This is a genomic window from Kitasatospora sp. NPDC051984 (assembly GCF_044593455.1).
GTDB lineage: Bacteria > Actinomycetota > Actinomycetes > Streptomycetales > Streptomycetaceae > Kitasatospora.
The window spans coordinates 13,401-29,760 of the sequence record NZ_JBIUCB010000001.1; the positions used below are offsets into that span (position 1 = coordinate 13,401).

At 71.4% G+C, this 16,360-nt stretch carries 16 protein-coding genes; 8 read left to right on the top strand and 8 right to left on the bottom strand.

What is annotated here, in order from left to right:
- Positions 1 to 116 precede the first annotated feature (116 nt).
- A complete protein-coding gene (locus ACIHEI_RS00070; RefSeq protein WP_396605090.1) occupies positions 117 to 473 on the top strand; it encodes a metal-sensitive transcriptional regulator in 357 nt (118 codons plus the stop codon).
- A 23-nt stretch (positions 474 to 496) separates the two neighbouring features.
- Here the strand turns inward: ACIHEI_RS00070 and ACIHEI_RS00075 are convergent, their stop codons facing one another.
- Together ACIHEI_RS00075 and ACIHEI_RS00080 are read right to left on the bottom strand one after the other, a co-directional pair.
- Positions 497 to 676 (bottom strand): hypothetical protein, encoded by a 180-nt coding sequence (locus tag ACIHEI_RS00075; protein ID WP_387865882.1) that lies wholly within the window; start codon positions 674 to 676, stop codon positions 497 to 499.
- A 123-nt stretch (positions 677 to 799) separates the two neighbouring features.
- A complete protein-coding gene (locus ACIHEI_RS00080; RefSeq protein WP_392946535.1) occupies positions 800 to 1,630 on the bottom strand; it encodes a hypothetical protein in 831 nt (276 codons plus the stop codon).
- A 152-nt stretch (positions 1,631 to 1,782) separates the two neighbouring features.
- Between ACIHEI_RS00080 and ACIHEI_RS00085 the strand changes: the two genes are divergently transcribed.
- Positions 1,783 to 1,980 carry a hypothetical protein gene (locus tag ACIHEI_RS00085; protein ID WP_392946538.1) on the top strand — a complete coding sequence of 66 codons (198 nt, stop codon included), beginning with the start codon at positions 1,783 to 1,785 and terminating at the stop codon, positions 1,978 to 1,980.
- 21 nt (positions 1,981 to 2,001) lie between these two features.
- On the opposite strand, the gene ACIHEI_RS00090 is transcribed toward ACIHEI_RS00085, so the two are convergent.
- Both ACIHEI_RS00090 and ACIHEI_RS00095 read right to left on the bottom strand, forming a co-directional pair.
- Complete coding sequence (locus tag ACIHEI_RS00090) at positions 2,002 to 2,760, bottom strand: phosphatase PAP2 family protein (RefSeq protein ID WP_387638779.1); 759 nt, start codon at positions 2,758 to 2,760, stop codon at positions 2,002 to 2,004.
- A gap of 157 nt (positions 2,761 to 2,917) precedes the next feature.
- Positions 2,918 to 3,970 (bottom strand): NlpC/P60 family protein, encoded by a 1,053-nt coding sequence (locus ACIHEI_RS00095; protein WP_392946541.1) that lies wholly within the window; start codon positions 3,968 to 3,970, stop codon positions 2,918 to 2,920.
- Between the two features lie 248 nt (positions 3,971 to 4,218).
- Between ACIHEI_RS00095 and ACIHEI_RS00100 the strand changes: the two genes are divergently transcribed.
- The 6 genes from ACIHEI_RS00100 (at position 4,219) to ACIHEI_RS00125 (ending at position 11,681) form a co-directional block, all read left to right on the top strand.
- On the top strand, positions 4,219 to 4,566 hold the full coding sequence (locus tag ACIHEI_RS00100; protein WP_392946543.1) for a hypothetical protein: 348 nt from the start codon (positions 4,219 to 4,221) through the stop codon (positions 4,564 to 4,566).
- Positions 4,567 to 4,679: 113 nt separating this feature from the next.
- A complete protein-coding gene (locus tag ACIHEI_RS00105; RefSeq protein WP_396605091.1) occupies positions 4,680 to 5,501 on the top strand; it encodes a hypothetical protein in 822 nt (273 codons plus the stop codon).
- A complete protein-coding gene (locus tag ACIHEI_RS00110) occupies positions 5,491 to 6,756 on the top strand; it encodes a hypothetical protein (protein ID WP_396605092.1) in 1,266 nt (421 codons plus the stop codon). The genes ACIHEI_RS00105 and ACIHEI_RS00110 overlap by 11 nt, the downstream gene beginning before the upstream one ends.
- Before the next feature lie 7 nt (positions 6,757 to 6,763).
- Positions 6,764 to 8,350, top strand: a complete 1,587-nt coding sequence (locus ACIHEI_RS00115; protein WP_396605093.1) for an SCO6880 family protein — start codon at positions 6,764 to 6,766, stop codon at positions 8,348 to 8,350.
- Positions 8,351 to 8,369: 19 nt separating this feature from the next.
- Positions 8,370 to 9,716 (top strand): ATP-binding protein, encoded by a 1,347-nt coding sequence (locus ACIHEI_RS00120; protein WP_387865869.1) that lies wholly within the window; start codon positions 8,370 to 8,372, stop codon positions 9,714 to 9,716.
- A gap of 165 nt (positions 9,717 to 9,881) precedes the next feature.
- Positions 9,882 to 11,681, top strand: a complete 1,800-nt coding sequence (locus ACIHEI_RS00125) for a bifunctional metallophosphatase/5'-nucleotidase (RefSeq protein WP_396605094.1) — start codon at positions 9,882 to 9,884, stop codon at positions 11,679 to 11,681.
- 54 nt (positions 11,682 to 11,735) lie between these two features.
- Here the strand turns inward: ACIHEI_RS00125 and ACIHEI_RS00130 are convergent, their stop codons facing one another.
- From ACIHEI_RS00130 to ACIHEI_RS00145, 4 genes are all read right to left on the bottom strand, one after another.
- Positions 11,736 to 13,136, bottom strand: a complete 1,401-nt coding sequence (locus tag ACIHEI_RS00130; RefSeq protein ID WP_396605095.1) for a sensor histidine kinase — start codon at positions 13,134 to 13,136, stop codon at positions 11,736 to 11,738.
- Between the two features lie 59 nt (positions 13,137 to 13,195).
- Positions 13,196 to 13,972, bottom strand: coding sequence for a response regulator transcription factor (locus ACIHEI_RS00135; protein ID WP_387638753.1), 777 nt, complete (start codon positions 13,970 to 13,972; stop codon positions 13,196 to 13,198).
- A 73-nt stretch (positions 13,973 to 14,045) separates the two neighbouring features.
- Positions 14,046 to 15,074, bottom strand: a complete 1,029-nt coding sequence (locus tag ACIHEI_RS00140) for a S1C family serine protease (RefSeq protein ID WP_392946559.1) — start codon at positions 15,072 to 15,074, stop codon at positions 14,046 to 14,048.
- Between the two features lie 101 nt (positions 15,075 to 15,175).
- Entirely contained in the window at positions 15,176 to 16,216 is a 1,041-nt protein-coding gene (locus tag ACIHEI_RS00145) for a LacI family DNA-binding transcriptional regulator (RefSeq protein ID WP_392946562.1), read from the bottom strand.
- Positions 16,217 to 16,360 lie beyond the last annotated feature (144 nt).

Below are 16,360 nucleotides of genomic sequence, written 5' to 3' on the forward strand. Positions count from 1 at the left end.
GCCCTGACGCCCGGACGGCGGAACACCGGACCGGCGCCGGATGTTGGACACTGGGGGCACCTCCCGGCCGAAGGCTGGGGGAGGGCCGAGTACCGAAACCAAGAGGGCGGACCGGGATGACCACCATCGACACCCCCAGCACCGACACCGCACCGGCGTGCCACGGAGCGGCGCAGGGCGCCGGGCCGCACGGCTACAGCAGCGACAAGGAAGCACACCTGAAGCGACTGCGCCGGATCGAAGGTCAGATCCGCGGCCTGCAGCGGATGGTCGACGAGGACGTCTACTGCATCGACATCCTCACCCAGGTCTCCGCGTCGACCAAGGCGCTGCAGTCCTTCGCGCTGTCCCTGCTCGAGGTGCACCTGGCGCACTGCGTGGCGGCCGCCGCGGCGGCGGAGGACGGCGGCGAGGAGCTGAACGCCAAGGTCTCCGAGGCCAGCGCGGCCATCGCGCGACTGCTCCGCACCTGACGCCCGGTCGTCCTGACGTCCGCTCAGCCGTCCGTGCCGGACGGCTGTTCGTCGTCCCTGCGCAGCAGCACCTGGTCGATCTGCTCGGCGGCCAGCCGTTCGGCGCGGCTGGCCGAGGCGGCGATCATCAGCTCACCGGCCAGGTCGATCTCGTCCAGCGCGGTGCTGTCGTGGCCGCCGGTGCCGTTCTCCCCGGTTGCCATTGGCCTCCACCCCTTCCGCGCCCCGTCCGTGCCGACTACCCGCCCCGTACCAGCGTAGGCAGCGGGAGGCCGGCCCACATGGCACGGACGGGCCATCTCTGGTGTCCGAAACGGGTGGGACGGTCACTTCGGGGAGGGCGAGGCCGACATCGACCAGAGGTCGGCGGCGGACGGCTCGGCGGCCTCCACCGGCTTGCCGAAGTCGGTCAGCGCCAGCGTGGAGACCACCTTCACCTGGTCCTTCGCGGCGGTGGAGCCGGCCACCCCGGCGAAGGTGAAGTTCTCCACCACCTTGTGCAGCCGGCCCTGGCCGTCCAGCCAGACCTCGTACGGGACCTCCTTGACCGTGAAGGTCTGCCCGGCCATCCGCAGGCCGTCCGCGCCGCGGCCGCCGGTGGCGTCGGCGGCCTTCACCAGGTCCAGGGTGCCCTTGTAGTGCTTCAGCTCCACGCCGTTCACCGTCTCGGAGCCGACCAGCTCGGCGCTCTGCGCCCCGCGCAGCGCACCCGCGGCGGACGCCGGGTCGGTGGCGCCGGAGCTCACCAGATTGCCGTCCGGGAGCTGGCGGACGTCCAGCTTGACCCACTTGCCCTCGGGGATCTTGGCGCCGCTGTTCTGCAGGTAGACCGTGCCGGGCAGCACCACCTCGACGATCTTCCCGCCGGCGGCGGCCCCCGACGGGACGTCGATCTCCAGCCGGCCCAGCCGCTTCACGTAGTCGTAGCCGCCGGTGCCGTGGAACACCGCCTTCTTCTCCGCGGACTCGGTGCTCAGCTCCGTGGACGCGTGCGCCGAGCCGGTGCGGCCGGTGATGTCGGCGGTGGAGCGGACCGCGGTCAGTGGGTCGGCGGACAGCTGGTCGGCGGAGCTGTCCTGGTTCTGCCCGCCGCCGGTGCAGGCGGTCAGCACACCGGCGAGCGCGGCCGCGGCAGCGGCCCGGTAGAGCTTCTTCACGACTTCGACAACCCCCTGGCCCCGGAAGGCCCGGCCAGCAGCCGCCCCGGATGGACAGCGCGCCTGCCAGGCAAACGAATTGGGGTCCGGAAGGTTACGGGCGATCGACCCTTCGCCGAACACGTACCGGCGTGCGACCAGGGAGGACTACCGTGAAGGACGTGGCAGACCGGCAGCCGGAGACGACCGGCGTGGCAGCGTGCAGCGACCATCGACCCGAGGTGGTGGAGCGCGGATCCTTCTGCTTCGCCCAGTGCGACTGCGGCTGGTTCGCCCCCGGGCGGCGCTCCCGCGACCGGGCCCGGCGGGACGCCGCCGACCACCTGGCCGACCCGGAGCCGCTCGACTGACTCGCTGCTTCCGTGAGGCGGTCAGGCCGCCAGGTCGGACTCCCGGTCGCGCTCCGCACGCCGGCCCGAACGGGCCGCCCGCCCGCTGCCCTGACCGGCCGACCGACGCCGGCCACCGGCCGCGGCGGGGGCCTTGGCCGCCACCAGCGGCCGCAGCGCCGTCCGGGACAGCGCGTGACAGAGCGGCACCAGCACGGCCATCGCGATCGGCGCGAGCAGCAGCACCACGGCGGTGGCCAGCGCGTAGCCCCCGATCACGTCCGTCGGGTAGTGCACGCCCACGTACATCCGGCAGAAGCCCTGCAACAGGGCGAGCGCACCGGCGGCCACCCCGAGCTTGCGGTTGACCAGGAACAGCGCGACGGCGATGCCCATGGACATCGCGGAGTGGTCGCTGACGAAGGAGAGGGTGTCCTCCTTGCCGGGCACCAGCACGTCGATCTCGGGGTGGTCGACGAACGGGCGGGGCCGGTCGACGATCGCCGAGATCGGCAGGTTGGCGAGCTCGGCGATGGCGACCGCGATCGGCGCCCACAGCACCCCGGCGACGGCGACCGGCGCATCGGGGCGACGGCGGGCACTCAGCCAGGCGGTCAACCCGATCGCGGCCAGGCCCAGCAGGATGCCGTACTCGGCGGTCCAGGCGACCAGTGAGTCCAGCCAGCCGGGCGCGTCGGCGGCCAGGCCGTTGACTGCCTTGAGCAGGCCGAGGTCGGGGTCACCCGAACCGGTTCCCGCATCGGCGAGCAGCGTGGCCACGCCGTACCTCCCTGTCCGCATCTCCGCAGTGGTTCCCGATCAGTGCGGCCGGGTGCGGACGTCCGGCAGCCTCCTGAGTCAACGCGATCGAGACCACCGGGGGTTCCGTCCGAAACATGCTGTTATGCAAACTTGACTCACCGTCCACCCCGCATGCACATGCCGAGCGGACGGCCCGTCAGCTCTTTACCGGTCCTTGACCCGCCGTGATGGTGCCGTCGTTCGTGTTCCGGTTGGGCAGCGCGGCCGCACCGTCCGGGGTGACCCGGGTCGCCCCGATGTAGTCCCGCTGGTCGATCTTGTCGTAGCGCACCTTGGCGCCGGTGTGCGGGGCGTCGATCATGTAGCCGCCGCCGACGTACAGACCCACGTGGTGGATGGTCCGCGGGTCCTCCAGGTCATTGGCGAAGAACACCAGGTCGCCGGGCCGGAGTTGGTCCCGCGACGGGTGCGGCCCGCTGTACCACTGGTCGTTGGCCACCCGGGGCAGCTCGATGCCCACACTCTTGAACGCCGCCTGGGTCAAACCCGAGCAGTCGAACCGCCCGTCCTCCCAGGTCTGCCCGGTGCCACCCCACATGTAGTCGATGCCCAGCTTGCTCTGCGCGTAATAGATCGCCCCCGCCGCCTCCTTGGACAGCGCGATCTGCGCCCCCGCCTTCGGCGGCGCGGTGAACGACTTCGCCAGCGACTGGATGCTCTTCACGTACCCCTGGGTCTCCTTGTACGGAGGCACCCCGTTGTTCTTGATCACCGCGTACGGCCCGGCGTTGTACGCGGCCAGCATGTTGGCCTGCTTGTCCCCGGGCACCTTGGCGACGTCCCGGGCCAGCGCGCAGTCGTAGGTGGCGGCGGAGGCGATCGCGTCGTCCGGGTTCCAGATGTCCGGCTTGCCGTCGCCGTTGCCGTCCGTCCCGTACGTCGCCCACGTCCCCTCCAGGAACTGGGCCATCCCGTACGCCTTCGCCGGGCTCTTCGCCAGCGGGTCGAAACCGCTCTCCTGGTACAGCTGCGCGGCCAGCATCGGCGCCGAGATCTCCGGGCACAGCGCGCCCCACTTCTGGATCTGCGCCCGGTACTGCGCGGGCACCGTCCCACCGGACAGCGTCAGTTCACCGGCCTGCTCCGGCGCCCCGCTGGCCGCGTACGTCCCCAGCGTCACCACCCCGACGAACCCGATGGCCACCACCGCGGTCGCGGCACCAGCGAGCCGAGCCTTCCGGAGCACCATCCCGCACCATCCCGACGGATCGTCAGCAGTCATGTCCTGTTGCGTTATTGCCCGGTGCAATCATCACAGATACCAAGGGAGGGCAGTATCCTCGGACTACCGGACATCTTGGCGGAGGCGTCCGGCCACCACGAGCAATCCGCGAGAAGCAGCCAAGTCGGCGTCAGATCTGGCCAAGAATAGGACCTGCCCCTTCGCTCGACCGTGGTCCGGGGCCTTGAATTTTCCTGATCGGGCGGTGAGATGGGATGAACCTGAACGTGGACAGCGCAGTGATCGGGTACCTGGCGGAAGACCCGCCGAAGAAGGCCGGCATCGACACCATCATCGGCGGCATCGCCCCCGACTGGGGCCCGTTCGCCTCACTCGGCTCCTCGGCCCGCGTGATGGTCCAGGTCGTGATGGCCGTCGCCATCCTGGTCTGCCTGGGCATCGCGATCTGGGGCGCCGCCAAGCAGCGGATCGGCGCCACCGCGATGCGTGACACCTTCAGCGCCGAACAGGGCAAGGGGCTGATCATCGCCGGCCTGACCGGCGTGTTCATCATCGGTTCGCTCGGCACCCTGTTCACCATTGTGTACGGCATGGCGATCTGACCATCGGACAACTCCCGTCCACCTCGCGCAGATCCACGCTCCGCGCGCCGACACCGAGAACACCCGTCACGCCGCCGCGCCCCGCGCGGTGACGCCGCACCAGGAGGGCCCCCGTGCCGTTGTCCGACGACCAGCCGCACACCCGTACGCGGCTACCGGTCGCCGAACAGACCGCCCCCGCGGCCGGCCGCCAGGCCCGCCCCCTGCGCACCCTCCTCACCATCCTCGGCGTCGTCACCCTGCTGGTGATCGCCGTCGCCATCGCCAACCGTGACAAGGCCCTACCCGGCCGCACCCCCGCCGCGACCTCCGGCGACCAGGCCCGCGGCGGAACCGCCCCCGCCGCCGACCGCACCGCCGCGACCGGCCAACAGCCCGTCACCACCACCACCAACGGCATCGGCACCGGCTACCCCCACACCGACCAGGGCGCGCAGTCCGCCGCCGCCAACTACGCGGTCGCGCTGGGCTCCACCGACATGTTCCGCCCCGACACCCGCCACACCATCCTCGCCACCGTCGCCGACCCCACCAGCCTCCCCACCCTCCAGACCCGCCTGGACCAGGCGTTCTCCCCGGAGACCAACGCGCGGTACGGGCTGGACGCCCAGGGCAAAGCGGCCAAAGGCCTCACGTTCATCAGCCGCACCGTTCCGATCGGTGCCAACCTGGCGAACTACTCCGACACCGGGACGAAGGTGGATGTGTGGTGCAACTCGCTGGTGGGGCTGACCGGCGAGGCCTCAACCATCCCGGTCACCGAGAACTGGTACACGCTCAATGTCACGCTGCGCTGGACCGGCAGCGACTGGAAGCTCATCGACTTCAGCCGGAAGGCAGGCCCGACCCCGTTGCCCGCTGACCAACAGGCCGCGACCTCGGAGGAGATCACGGATGCCGTCCAGCAGTTCGGAGGTTTCCGTTATGCGCGCTGACGGATCGGGTAGAGGCTTCGGCCGCCGAGTCGCAGCCCTGGCCGGCGCCACCGCCGCGCTCCAGATGGCGATTCTCGCGGTGGCCCGGATCGCCACTGCCGCTCCCTCGCCCAGCCCACAACCGTCCTGCAAGGTGGACGTTCCGGTGCCGGGCGCCGACAAGTTGTGCACTCCCCCCGGGGTGCCGGTGGTCGGCGGGGACACGGTCTCCTCGGTGACGGATCCGTTGGGGTCGTTGGCCAAGGGGTGTGCGCAGGCGGCGGCCTGGGTGGTGCGGCAGTTGGCGGGGGCGATCGACGGGACGACGAAGGTCGATTTCACCAACGCGGCGTTCCTGCAGCAGTACGCGGTGGTGTTCGCGGTGTCGACGGTGGTCACGCTGGTGCTGTGGCTGCTGGCGGTGACGAAGCGGGCGGTGCGCGGTGCGGCGCTGGGGCAGGCGTTCGGTGAGGCGGTCGGGTTCCTGTGGCTGACGGTGATCGCTTCGGCGTTCACGCCGCTGATCCTGTACACGGTGGTGACGGTCACCGACGGGCTGACGGATGCGATTGCGGCGGGGACGAAGTCCGACACGGGCACGTACCTGGGCGGGTTCGCGGACACCCTGGACAAGGGCAGCATGGGTGGTGGCCCGCTGATTCTGATCATCGTGTCGCTGGTGGCGGTGCTGGCCGCCGCGGTGCTGTGGATCGAGCTGGTGATCCGGGCGGCGATGCTGTACGTGGGTGCGCTGCTGGGGACGGCGGTGTACGCGGGGCTGGTGGACAAGCAGCTGTGGAAGCACGTGCGCCGGTGGGCGGCGATGATGCTGGCGATAGATCTGGCGAAGCCGATCATCGTGATCATCCTGGGTCTGGCGGGTGCGGTGGCGACCGGTGCGGGCGCGGACGACGACTTCGCGCGGGTGCTGAGCGGGCTGGCGATCCTGTTCCTGTCGATCTTCGCGAGCGCCGCGGTGTACCGGTTCGTGCCGGGCTTCGGTGACGAACTGCTGTCGATGCGGCAGGCCCGGGCGAGTGCGGTGCAGGCGGGCAGTGCGATGATCAACGGCCCGGCGAACTTCGTGAAGCAGGGTATTTCGACGCACGGTTCGCGTGGCGACGCGCAGGGCGGGGGCGGATCCCCGGGCGCGGGTGGCGGTGGCGGGGTGGCCCCGGGCATTGCCGCGCACGCGTCCCGGCCCGCCGGTCCCGGCCGGCAGGCCGGTCCGCCCGCGCAGTCCCAGGCCCCGGTCAACAACCCGAAGGGAGGGTGACGGGTAGATGAGCAGCGAACAGTTCGGCCAGTACGGCACCCAGTACGCCCAGCCTTATGCCCAGCAGCGCCGCAGTTACCTGATCGGCAAGGCGCGTCCGAACGCGCCGATCGGGCGCAACCGGGAGACCGGCGAGATCGTGCTGATCATCGCCGGCGCGGGCCTGGGCATGCTGTGGGGTCTCGGGGTGCCGTTCCTGACGCTGCGGCTGGCCGGCCTGGTGGGCTTCCCGCTGCTGGCGATCATGGCGGTGTACGTGCCGTACCGGCGGCGGACGTTCTACAAGTGGGTGGAGATCAACCGGACGTACCGGCGTACGGTGCGCAGTGGTCGGGCGGTGTGGAAGCCGGACGTGCACGAGGCCGGGACGCGGCTGGACGGGCGCGAGGTGGAGATCGGCCCGCCGCCGGGGGTGGGGCGGCTGCGCTGGCTGACGGCGCCGTTCGGGCCGGACGAGGTCACGGTGCTGATGCACCTGGAACGCCGTACGGTGACGGCGGCGATCGAGATCGAGGGCCCGGGCGTGGGCCTGCGCGACTCGGAGGACCAGGAGGCGCTGGTCGACCGGTTCGGCACGCTGCTGAAGCACGTGGCCAACGGCGACGGTTTCGTGACGCGCCTGCAGATCCTGGCCCGCACCCTGCCGGCCGACCCGGACGCGCACGCCAAGGACGTGGAGCGGCGCGGCGACCACGCGGCGCCGCGCTGGCTGCAGGACAGCTACGACGAGCTGCAGTCGATGGTGTCGACCTCCTCGGAGCAGCACCGGGCGTACCTGGTGGCGTGCATGCAGTACACCCGTGACCTGGCGTCCGAGGCGCACGCGATGGGGCGGACCGCGTACGGGCGGGACGAGGGCAAGCGGGACCGCGGCGACGACGGTCTGGCGACCGTGATGGCGCGGGAACTGACGGACATCTGCGCCCGGTTGGCGGAGGCGGACATCCGGGTGCGGCAGCCGCTGGGGCAGGCCCGGCTGGCGTCGCTGATCCACTCGATGTACGACCCGGACCACCCGATCGACCACATCCAGGCGATGAGCCGGCGCAACGCCTGGCCGGCCGAGCTGGACGCCACGCACCCGCAGTACCTGACGGCGAAGACCCGGGAGTCGGCGACCCGGGAGCCGTGGTGCCACGCCACCGCGTGGATCAAGGAGTGGCCGCTGACCCCGGTCGGGGTGAACTTCCTGGCGCCGCTGCTGGTGCACACCCCGGACGTGATCCGGACGGTCGCGGTCACCATGGACCTGGAGCCGACCGACGTGGCGATCGAGCGGATGCTCACCGAGAAGACCAACGACGAGGCGGAGGCCAGCCGCGCGGCGAAGATGAACCGCACGGTGGACCCGCGCGACCTGGCGCACACCGGCCGGGTGGACCAGCGCGGCGACGACCTGGCGTCCGGCGCGGCCGGGGTGAACCTGGTGGGCTACCTGACGGTGTCCTCGCGCAGCCCGGAGGCGCTGGCCCGGGACAAGCGGACCATCCGCGCCTCGGCCGGCAAGAGCTACCTGAAGCTCGAGTGGTGCGACCGCGAGCACCACCGGGCGTTCGCCAACACCCTGCCGTTCGCCACCGGCATCCGCCGCTGACCCTCTCGGAGGCCCGCACATGCTCGGCAATCTCACCGACGCCTTCGCCAGCGCCCTGTTCGGCAAGGTGGAGACCACCCGGCTGCCGGTGCGCACCTCCAGCGGCCAGGCACAGGCGGTGTACCTGCCGACGGCGGCGCCCGGCCTGGGCGACTCCGGGGTGATCATCGGCCGCGAGGTGTACAGCGGCAAGGGTTACGTCTACGACCCGTTCCAGCTGTACGGCCAGCAGCTGCCGGCCCCGCACTGGCTGGTGCTGGGGGAGTCCGGCAACGGCAAGTCCGCGCTGGAGAAGACGTACGTACTGCGGCAGTTGAGGTTTCGCGACCGCCAGGTGGTGGTGCTGGACGCGCAGGGCGAGGACGGCGTCGGCGAATGGAACCTGATCGCCAACGCGCTGGGGATAAAGTCCATCCGGCTCGACCCGATGGCGGCCCGGGACGGCGGGGTGAAGCTGAACCCGCTGGATCCGGCGATCACCACCACCGGTCAGCTGTCGCTGCTGCGCACCATCATCGAGGTGGCGATGGCGCGTCCGCTGGAGGAGCGGGCCGGTTTCGCGCTGAAGGCCGCGCACGCGCACGTGCACGCCACGGTGAAGGACCGTCAGCCGGTGCTGAACGACATCATCGACACGCTGCGCAGCCCCGACCTGTCGGCGGTGGAGTCGCTGGGCGTCGAGGTCGGCGAGGTGCAGTCCTGGGGCCTGGACGTGGCGCTGGTGCTGGACCGGCTGGTCGACGGTGACCTGCGCGGCATGTTCGACGGCCCGACCTCGGCGGGCATCGACCTGGACGCGCCGCTGATCGTCTTCGACCTGTCGCACATCGACCGGAACTCGATCGCGATGCCGATCCTGATGGCGATCGTCGGGGTGTGGCTGGAGCACACCTGGCTGCGGCCGGACCGGGTGAAGCGGATCTTCCTGGTCGAGGAGGCCTGGCACATCATCAACAGCCCGTTCGTGGCGCAGCTGTTCCAGCGGCTGCTTAAGTTCGGACGCCGGCTGGGCCTGTCCTTCGTGGCCGTGGTGCACCACCTGTCGGACGTGGTGGACGGGGCGGCGGCGAAGGAGGCGTCGGCGATCCTGAAGATGGCGTCCACCCGCACCATCTACATGCAGAAGGCGGAGGAGGCCAGAGCCACCGGCCGGGTGCTGGGCCTGCCGCGCTGGGCGGTGGAGATCATTCCGACGCTGTCGCCGGGCATCGCGGTGTGGGACGTCAACGGCAATGTGCAGGTGGTCAAGCACATCATCACCGAGGCCGAGCGCCCGCTGGTGTACACCGACCGCGCGATGACCGAGGACGCGATGGAGGAGCGGGAACGGGCCGAGCAGCAGCTGGCCGCCCAGCCCAGGATCTGACCTCCGCAGGCGGGCTGAGCAGGGGTCAGCGGAGAACTCGTCAGGCTTCGGATACCAGCTCGTTACCCCAGGGTTCCTGACAGCTACGCGCGTGGACCCTAGGCTGCTCCCCGATACAACGCCAGGCCGCCGTCCGTCGCGGCCCCGACGGTGCAGGGGACCCTCATGCCCATTTCCGGTTCGACCGGCCGCCGCAGGACCGCGCTCGCGGTCGCCGCGACTGTTGCCCTCTTCGGCTCGATGGCCCTGCCGGCCACCGCCGAGGCCAACGGCCAGGGCAAGCCGAAGCTCGAGGACCTGCAGCTCCTCGCCATCAACGACCTGCACGGCAACCTGGAGCCGCCGGCGGGCTCGTCCGGCACCATCAACGAGATCGACGCGACCACCGGCAAGACCGTCGCCACCCCCGCCGGCGGCGTCGAGTACCTGGCCACCGCGCTGCGCAACGCCCGCGAGGGCCACCCGAACAGCGTGACCGTCGCGGCCGGCGACATCATCGGCGCCAGCCCGCTGATCTCCGGCCTGTTCCACGACGAGCCGACCATCGAGGCGATGAACCAGATCGGCCTCGACGTCACCTCGGTGGGCAACCACGAGTTCGACGAGGGCTCGGCCGAGCTGAAGCGCATGCAGGACGGCGGCTGCCACCCGACCGACGGCTGCTACGAGCCGGGCCGCACCTTCGAGGGCGCCGAGTTCCCGTACCTGGCGGCCAACGTCACCAACGAGAAGACCGGCAAGCAGCTGCTCAAGCCGTACTGGGTGAAGAACGTCCGCGGCGTGAAGGTCGGCTTCATCGGCGTGACCCTGGAGGGCACCCCGAACATCGTCACCGCCTCCGGCGTGCAGGGCCTCAAGTTCGGCAACGAGGTCGAGACGATCAACAAGTACACCGCCGAGCTGAAGCGCCAGGGCGTCAACTCGGTGGTCGCGCTGATCCACGAGGGCGGCCTCCCGGCCAGCAGCGTCTACAACTACGACTGCGGCTCGGGCGGCTCGGGCATCTCCGGCCCGATCGTGGACATCGCCAAGCGCCTCGACCCGGCGGTCGGCGCGATCGTCACCGGCCACACCCACAACTCGTACGCCTGCATGATCCCGGACCCGAACGGCGTGCCCCGCTCGGTCACCAGCGCCGCCTCGTTCGGCCGCCTGTACACCGAGATCGACCTCAAGCTGGACAAGCGCACCGGCAGCATCGTCCGCCCGTCGGTGACCGCGACCAACCACATCGTGCGCCGCGACGTCCCCAAGGCGCCGGACATGACCACCCTGATCGACCGGTACCGGCAGCTGTCCGCGCCGATCGCCAACCGGGCCGTCGGCTACATCAGCAGCGACATCAACGGCCGCGGCTCGACCGACCTGGAGAAGCCGCTCGGTGACCTGATCGCCGACGCGCAGCTGGCCGGTCTCGCGCCCGCCGACAAGGGTGGCGCGCAGGTCGCGTTCATGAACCCCGGCGGCATCCGCTCGGACCTGGTCTACAAGGCGTCCGGCAGCGAGGGCGACGGCGTGGTGACCTACGGCGAGGCGTTCACCGTCCAGCCGTTCACCAACATGATGCAGATCAAGACCCTCACCGGCGCCCAGCTGATCCAGGTCCTGCAGCAGCAGGTCTCCGGCTCCAACGCGGCCTCGCCGAAGATCCTGCAGATCTCCGGCAACCTCGCCTACACGCTCGACCTGAACAAGGCCGGCGCGGACCGCGTGGTCCTCGACTCGGTCCGCCTGAACGGCGCCCCCGTCGACCCGAACGCCAAGTACCGGGTCGCGGCCAACGAGTTCCTGGCCGGCGGCGGCGACGGCTTCCCGGCCTTCGCGGCCGGCACCGACAAGCTCGTCGGCGCCTCGGACCTGGACGTCTTCAACGCGTACCTGTCCGGCCACAGCACCGCCACCGCCCCGATCGCCCCGCCGGCCCAGAACCGGATCAAGATCATCGCGGTCGGCCAGACCGGCTGACGAACCAGTCACGGCGAAGGGCGGGGCACTCCGGTGCTCCGCCCTTCGGCGTGCTCAGCGCGGGTCGTCCGGCTGACCCGGCAGCACCATCACCGCCTGCGTCCCCGGGCCGCCGTCCGCCGCCGGCCCCAGCGAGACCTGGCCGCCGGTGTCCCGGACGGTCTGCGCGACGATCGACAACCCCAGGCCCGAGCCCGGCAGTTGGCGGGAGGACGGGGAACGCCAGAACCGGTCGAAGACGAACGGCAGCTCCTCGGCCGGGATGCCCGGGCCGTGGTCGCGGACCGTCAACCGGCCCGCGCGCAGGCGTACTTCGACGGTGCCGGACGGCGGCGAGTACTTCACCGCGTTGTCCAGCAGGTTGATCACGGCCCGTTCGAGCGCGGCCGGATCGCCGTGTACGTACCAGGGGTTGACCTCGGTGACGAAGGTCAGCGCCGGGCCGCGCAGCCGCCCGCGCTCCAGCGCTCGCTCCACCGTCTCGTGGAACGGCACCACGGTGCGCACCGCCTCCGGATTCGGGGTGTCCGGGCGGGAGAGCTGCAGCAGGTCGCCGATCAGCACGGTGAGTTCCTGCATCTGCGCCTTCATGTTGCCCAGCATCCGGGCCCGCGTCTCCGGCGGCAGCGCCCGGCCCTGGGCGTCGGACCGGATCAGCAGGTCCACGTTGGTGCGCAGGGAGGTGAGGGGCGTGCGGAGCTCGTGCCCGGCGTCGGCGATCAGGCGGGTCTGCCGCTCCCGGGAGTTGGCGAGCGCGGTGGACATCGAGTTGAAGGAGGTGGAGAGCCGGGCGATCTCGTCGCTGCCGTTGACGGGGATGGTGGTGCCGACTTCTTCGGTGCGCGCGATGTGCTCGACGGCGCCGGTCAGTTGGTCGACGGGCTTGAGCGCGGACCGGGCCACCACCTGCCCGGCGACGCCCGCGCCGAGGACGCCGAGGCCGGCGACGCCGGTCATCAGCAGGGCGAGGGAGCTGAGCGAGTTCTGCACTCCCTGGGTCGGCAGGGCGGTCAGCAGGACGGCGGGCTGCAGGATGCCGTTCGGCAGCAGGACGGCACTGTTGGTGCGCCGTACCTGCGCGTGCTCGTCGCTGTCCACGTAGTGGCCGGTGCGGTAGACCGTGGTGTTCCGGGGCAGCGGTGCGCTGTCGCCGGGCGCCACCTGGATGGCCCGGGTGGCGTCGCCGGTCAGGCAGATGGTGCCGTCGGGCAGCACGTACTGGAAGTCGTACTTCTGCGGGCCGAGCCGGCCACTGCCCCCCGGGGGGACGTTCGCCAGCGCCTCGGCCGGGGTCGCGCCGCAGTGCAGCTGCCCCCGGTCGGGCGGCGCCACCGGGCTCCTGGGGGCGGCGGAGAGGGTGTCGTGCAGCTCCTGGTAGAGCCGCTCGCGGACCAGCAGCCAACTCGCCAAGCTGACCACCGCGATGGCAACCGCCACCGCGGCAGCCGTGAGCATGGCCAGTCGGCTCCGCAGCGACCTGCTGCGGAACCACCCCGTGAACCGGCCGATCAGTTTCACGCCGCAGCGCCGCTGGTGGCGGTGCGCAGCGCGTAGCCGACGCCGCGGACGGTCTGGATGATGCGGGGCATGGCGTGCTGTTCGGTCTTGCGGCGGAGGTACATGACGTAGACGTCGAGGGAGTTGGAGGAGGGTTCGAAGTCGAAGCCCCAGACGGCCTTGAGGATCTGTTCGCGGGTGAGCACCTGGCGCGGGTGGGAGAGGAACATCTCCAGCAGCATGAATTCGGTGCGGGTGAGTTCGATGGTGGTGCCGGCCCGGGTGACTTCGCGGGTCGCGGTGTTCATCCGCAGGTCGGCGAAGGCGAGCACCTCGCCGCCGTCCTCGTCGGCGGCGGTGCGGGCGGCGGCCTCGGTGGCGAGTGCGTTGCGGCGGAGCAGGGCACGGACCCGGGCGAGGAGTTCGTCGAGTTCGAAGGGCTTGGCGAGGTAGTCGTCGGCGCCGACGTCGAGTCCGGTGACGCGGTCGCCGACGGCGTCCCGCGCGGTGAGCATCAGGACGGGGACGGTGTCGCCGCGCGAGCGCATCCGGCGGACGGCGGTGAGGCCGTCCATGCGGGGCATCATGATGTCGAGCAGGACGAGGTCGGGGTGTTCGCGGTCGACGGCGGTGAGGGCCTCGTAGCCGTCGGTGGCGGTGGTGACGTGGTAGCCCTCGAAGGCGAGGCTGGATTCCAGCGCGTCGCGCAGGGCGGGTTCGTCGTCGACCACGAGGACGCGGGCGCCGCCGCCCGGGGCCTCGGCAGGGGTGCGGTCGTCGGCGGGGGGAGTCATCGGCGCGGGGCCCTTTCTGAGTCCGGTGCGGTCGTGGCCATTGTCCGTCGCTGGGAGACGGAACCGGCGGGTGTCAGAGGTTCTTGCCGGCCTGGAGCTGCGGCAGCACCTGCTTGACGCTGTTGATCGGGATGGCGAAGCCGAGTCCGACGCTGCCGGCCTCGGTGCCGCCGGTGGAGCCGGAGCCGCTCGCGGCGTACATGGCCGAGTTGAGGCCGATGACCTGGCCGGCGGCGTTGATCAGCGGTCCGCCGGAGTTGCCGGGGTTGAGGGCGGCGTCGGTCTGCAGCGCCTGGTAGGTGGCGGTCTCGGAGCCGGTGGCGCCGGTGGAGCCGCGCAGGCCGGGCAGGTTGGGGAGGCCGAAGCCGCCGTTTCCGCTGGTGGTGCCCTCGTCGACCTGGACGGTGACGGGGCGGTTCTTGGCGGAAATGATGCCGGAGGTGACGGTGCCGGTGAGGCCCTCGGGGTTGCCGATGGCGACCACGGGGTCGCCGACGGCGGTGGCGTCGGAGTCGCCGAGCACGGCGGTGGTCAGGCCGCTGACGCCGGACGCGGTGATGACGGCGGTGTCCAGGGACTTGTCGGTGCCGGTGACGGTGGCGGAGGCGGTCCGGCCGTCGTGGAAGGTGACGGTGGCCCGGCCGCCGTTCACCGCGCCGGAGATGACGTGGTAGTTGGTGAGGATCTGCCCGTCGGCGGTGAGGATCACGCCGGTGCCGGTCGCGGTGCCGTTGCCGGTCTTGACGGTGATCTGCACAACGGCGGGGGAGAGCGCGGCGGCGATCGCCGACACGTTGGCGCTGCCGTCGGCGTTGGCCGCCACCGGGCGGACCAGGGCGCTCGCAGTGGCGCTGCCGGAGCCGTTCCGCTCGTTCACCAGGGCGCCGCCGGTGACGCCACCGAGCAGGGCCGCCACCGCGGCGACGGCGGTGGCCAGCGCGACGCGGCTCTTCAGCAGGCCGCGCCGGGCACGGTGGCCGTGCGGGGGCGGCGGCAGTTCGGGGCCTTCGGGGCCGTGGAAGGCGGGCGGCGTCGGCGGGAGCCAGCCCGCGCCGCCGTCCTGGGGGTGGGGCTCGTGGGTGCTGCGGTACTGGTCGCTCATGGAGATGACGTTCCGCCCGTTTCATGAACGTTCGATGAGAGGGCGGTACGAGTTCCCCGAGAAGCGCGTCAGCTTCTCATAAAGCCTGGTCAGGCCGGAGGTCAGTCGGTTTCGCCGGAGCAGCCGCAGGAACGCCGCACGACCAGCCGGGACGGGAACTTGCGGACCCGTTCGGTGTCGCTGCCGGGCACCATCAGCGAGTCGTCGAGGACCAGGTCGACGGCGGCCCGGGCCATCGCGTCCCGGTCGGAGGCGACGGTGGTGAGCGGCGGGTCGGCGAACCCGGCCTCGGGGATGTCGTCGAAGCCGGCCACCGCGAGGTCCTCGCCGACCTTCAGGCCGAGTTCGCGGGCGGCCCGCAGCACGCCGATGGCCTGGTCGTCGGTGGAGCAGAAGATCGCGGGCGGCCGCCGGTCGGAGGCGAGCAGCTCGAGCGCGACCTGGTAGGCGCCGTAGCGGTGGAACGGGGCGTCGATCAGGTGCGGCTCGGTGGGCAGGCCGTGCGCGGCCATGGCGAGTTCCCAGCCGGCCACGTGGTCGATGACCGGGTCGCCGGGGGCGGGCGATTCGACCGGGCCGCCGAAGCACGCCACGTACGGGTGGCCGTGCACTTCGAGCAGGTGACGGACGACCAGTTCGGAGCCGCCGACGTCGTCGGTGACCACGGCGACGTCGTCGATCGCCTCGGGGCGGCGGTGCAGCAGCACCACCTTGGCGCCCTCCATGGCGGCGAACTCCTCGGCGGCGCGCTGCGAGGGGCCCTGGCTGACCAGGATCAGGCCGGACACCCGCATGCCGAGGAAGGCGCGGACGTAGTGCACCTCGCGGTCGTCGACGTAGTCGGAGTTGCCGATCAGCACGAGCTTGCCGCGCTCGGAGGCGGCGCGTTCCACGGCGTGCGCCATCTCCGCGAAGAACGGCTGCCGGGCGTCGGGGACGACCATGCCGATCAGGTTGGTGCGCCGGGAGGCCATCGCCTGGGCGACGGAGTTCGGGCGGTACCCGAGCTGCTCGATCGCGGCGAGCACCTTTTCCCTGGTGGCCGGGGCGACCGGCCGGGGACCGTTGTTGATCACATAGCTGACGACCGCGGTCGAGGTCCCAGCCAGTCGGGCTACATCGTCGCGCGTCACCTTGGCCACGGGGGGAGTCTACGCGTGTGGTCAGGTGCCTCTCGCCGGGGTCTTGCCCGGTGGGACGGGGCGCTTTTCCGGACCGAATCGGACCGATCCGGGCAAGCCGGGCGGGCCGGGCGAGGGGTGCCGCCGCCCGGCCCGTCCGACGGC

What these genes read in the sequence shown, in the direction of transcription:
- ACIHEI_RS00090 (WP_387638779.1), bottom strand. Translation starts at nt 2,760, where the DNA reads ATGCGGACAGGGAGGTACGGCGTGGCCACGCTGCTCGCCGATGCGGGA.
- ACIHEI_RS00095 (WP_392946541.1), bottom strand. Translation starts at nt 3,970, where the DNA reads ATGGTGCTCCGGAAGGCTCGGCTCGCTGGTGCCGCGACCGCGGTGGTG.
- ACIHEI_RS00100 (WP_392946543.1), top strand. Translation starts at nt 4,219, where the DNA reads ATGAACCTGAACGTGGACAGCGCAGTGATCGGGTACCTGGCGGAAGAC.
- ACIHEI_RS00140 (WP_392946559.1), bottom strand. Translation starts at nt 15,074, where the DNA reads ATGAGCGACCAGTACCGCAGCACCCACGAGCCCCACCCCCAGGACGGC.
- ACIHEI_RS00135 (WP_387638753.1), bottom strand. Translation starts at nt 13,972, where the DNA reads ATGACTCCCCCCGCCGACGACCGCACCCCTGCCGAGGCCCCGGGCGGC.
- ACIHEI_RS00125 (WP_396605094.1), top strand. Translation starts at nt 9,882, where the DNA reads ATGCCCATTTCCGGTTCGACCGGCCGCCGCAGGACCGCGCTCGCGGTC.
- ACIHEI_RS00070 (WP_396605090.1), top strand. Translation starts at nt 117, where the DNA reads ATGACCACCATCGACACCCCCAGCACCGACACCGCACCGGCGTGCCAC.
- ACIHEI_RS00075 (WP_387865882.1), bottom strand. Translation starts at nt 676, where the DNA reads ATGGCAACCGGGGAGAACGGCACCGGCGGCCACGACAGCACCGCGCTG.
- ACIHEI_RS00115 (WP_396605093.1), top strand. Translation starts at nt 6,764, where the DNA reads ATGAGCAGCGAACAGTTCGGCCAGTACGGCACCCAGTACGCCCAGCCT.
- ACIHEI_RS00120 (WP_387865869.1), top strand. Translation starts at nt 8,370, where the DNA reads ATGCTCGGCAATCTCACCGACGCCTTCGCCAGCGCCCTGTTCGGCAAG.
- ACIHEI_RS00110 (WP_396605092.1), top strand. Translation starts at nt 5,491, where the DNA reads ATGCGCGCTGACGGATCGGGTAGAGGCTTCGGCCGCCGAGTCGCAGCC.
- ACIHEI_RS00130 (WP_396605095.1), bottom strand. Translation starts at nt 13,136, where the DNA reads ATGCTCACGGCTGCCGCGGTGGCGGTTGCCATCGCGGTGGTCAGCTTG.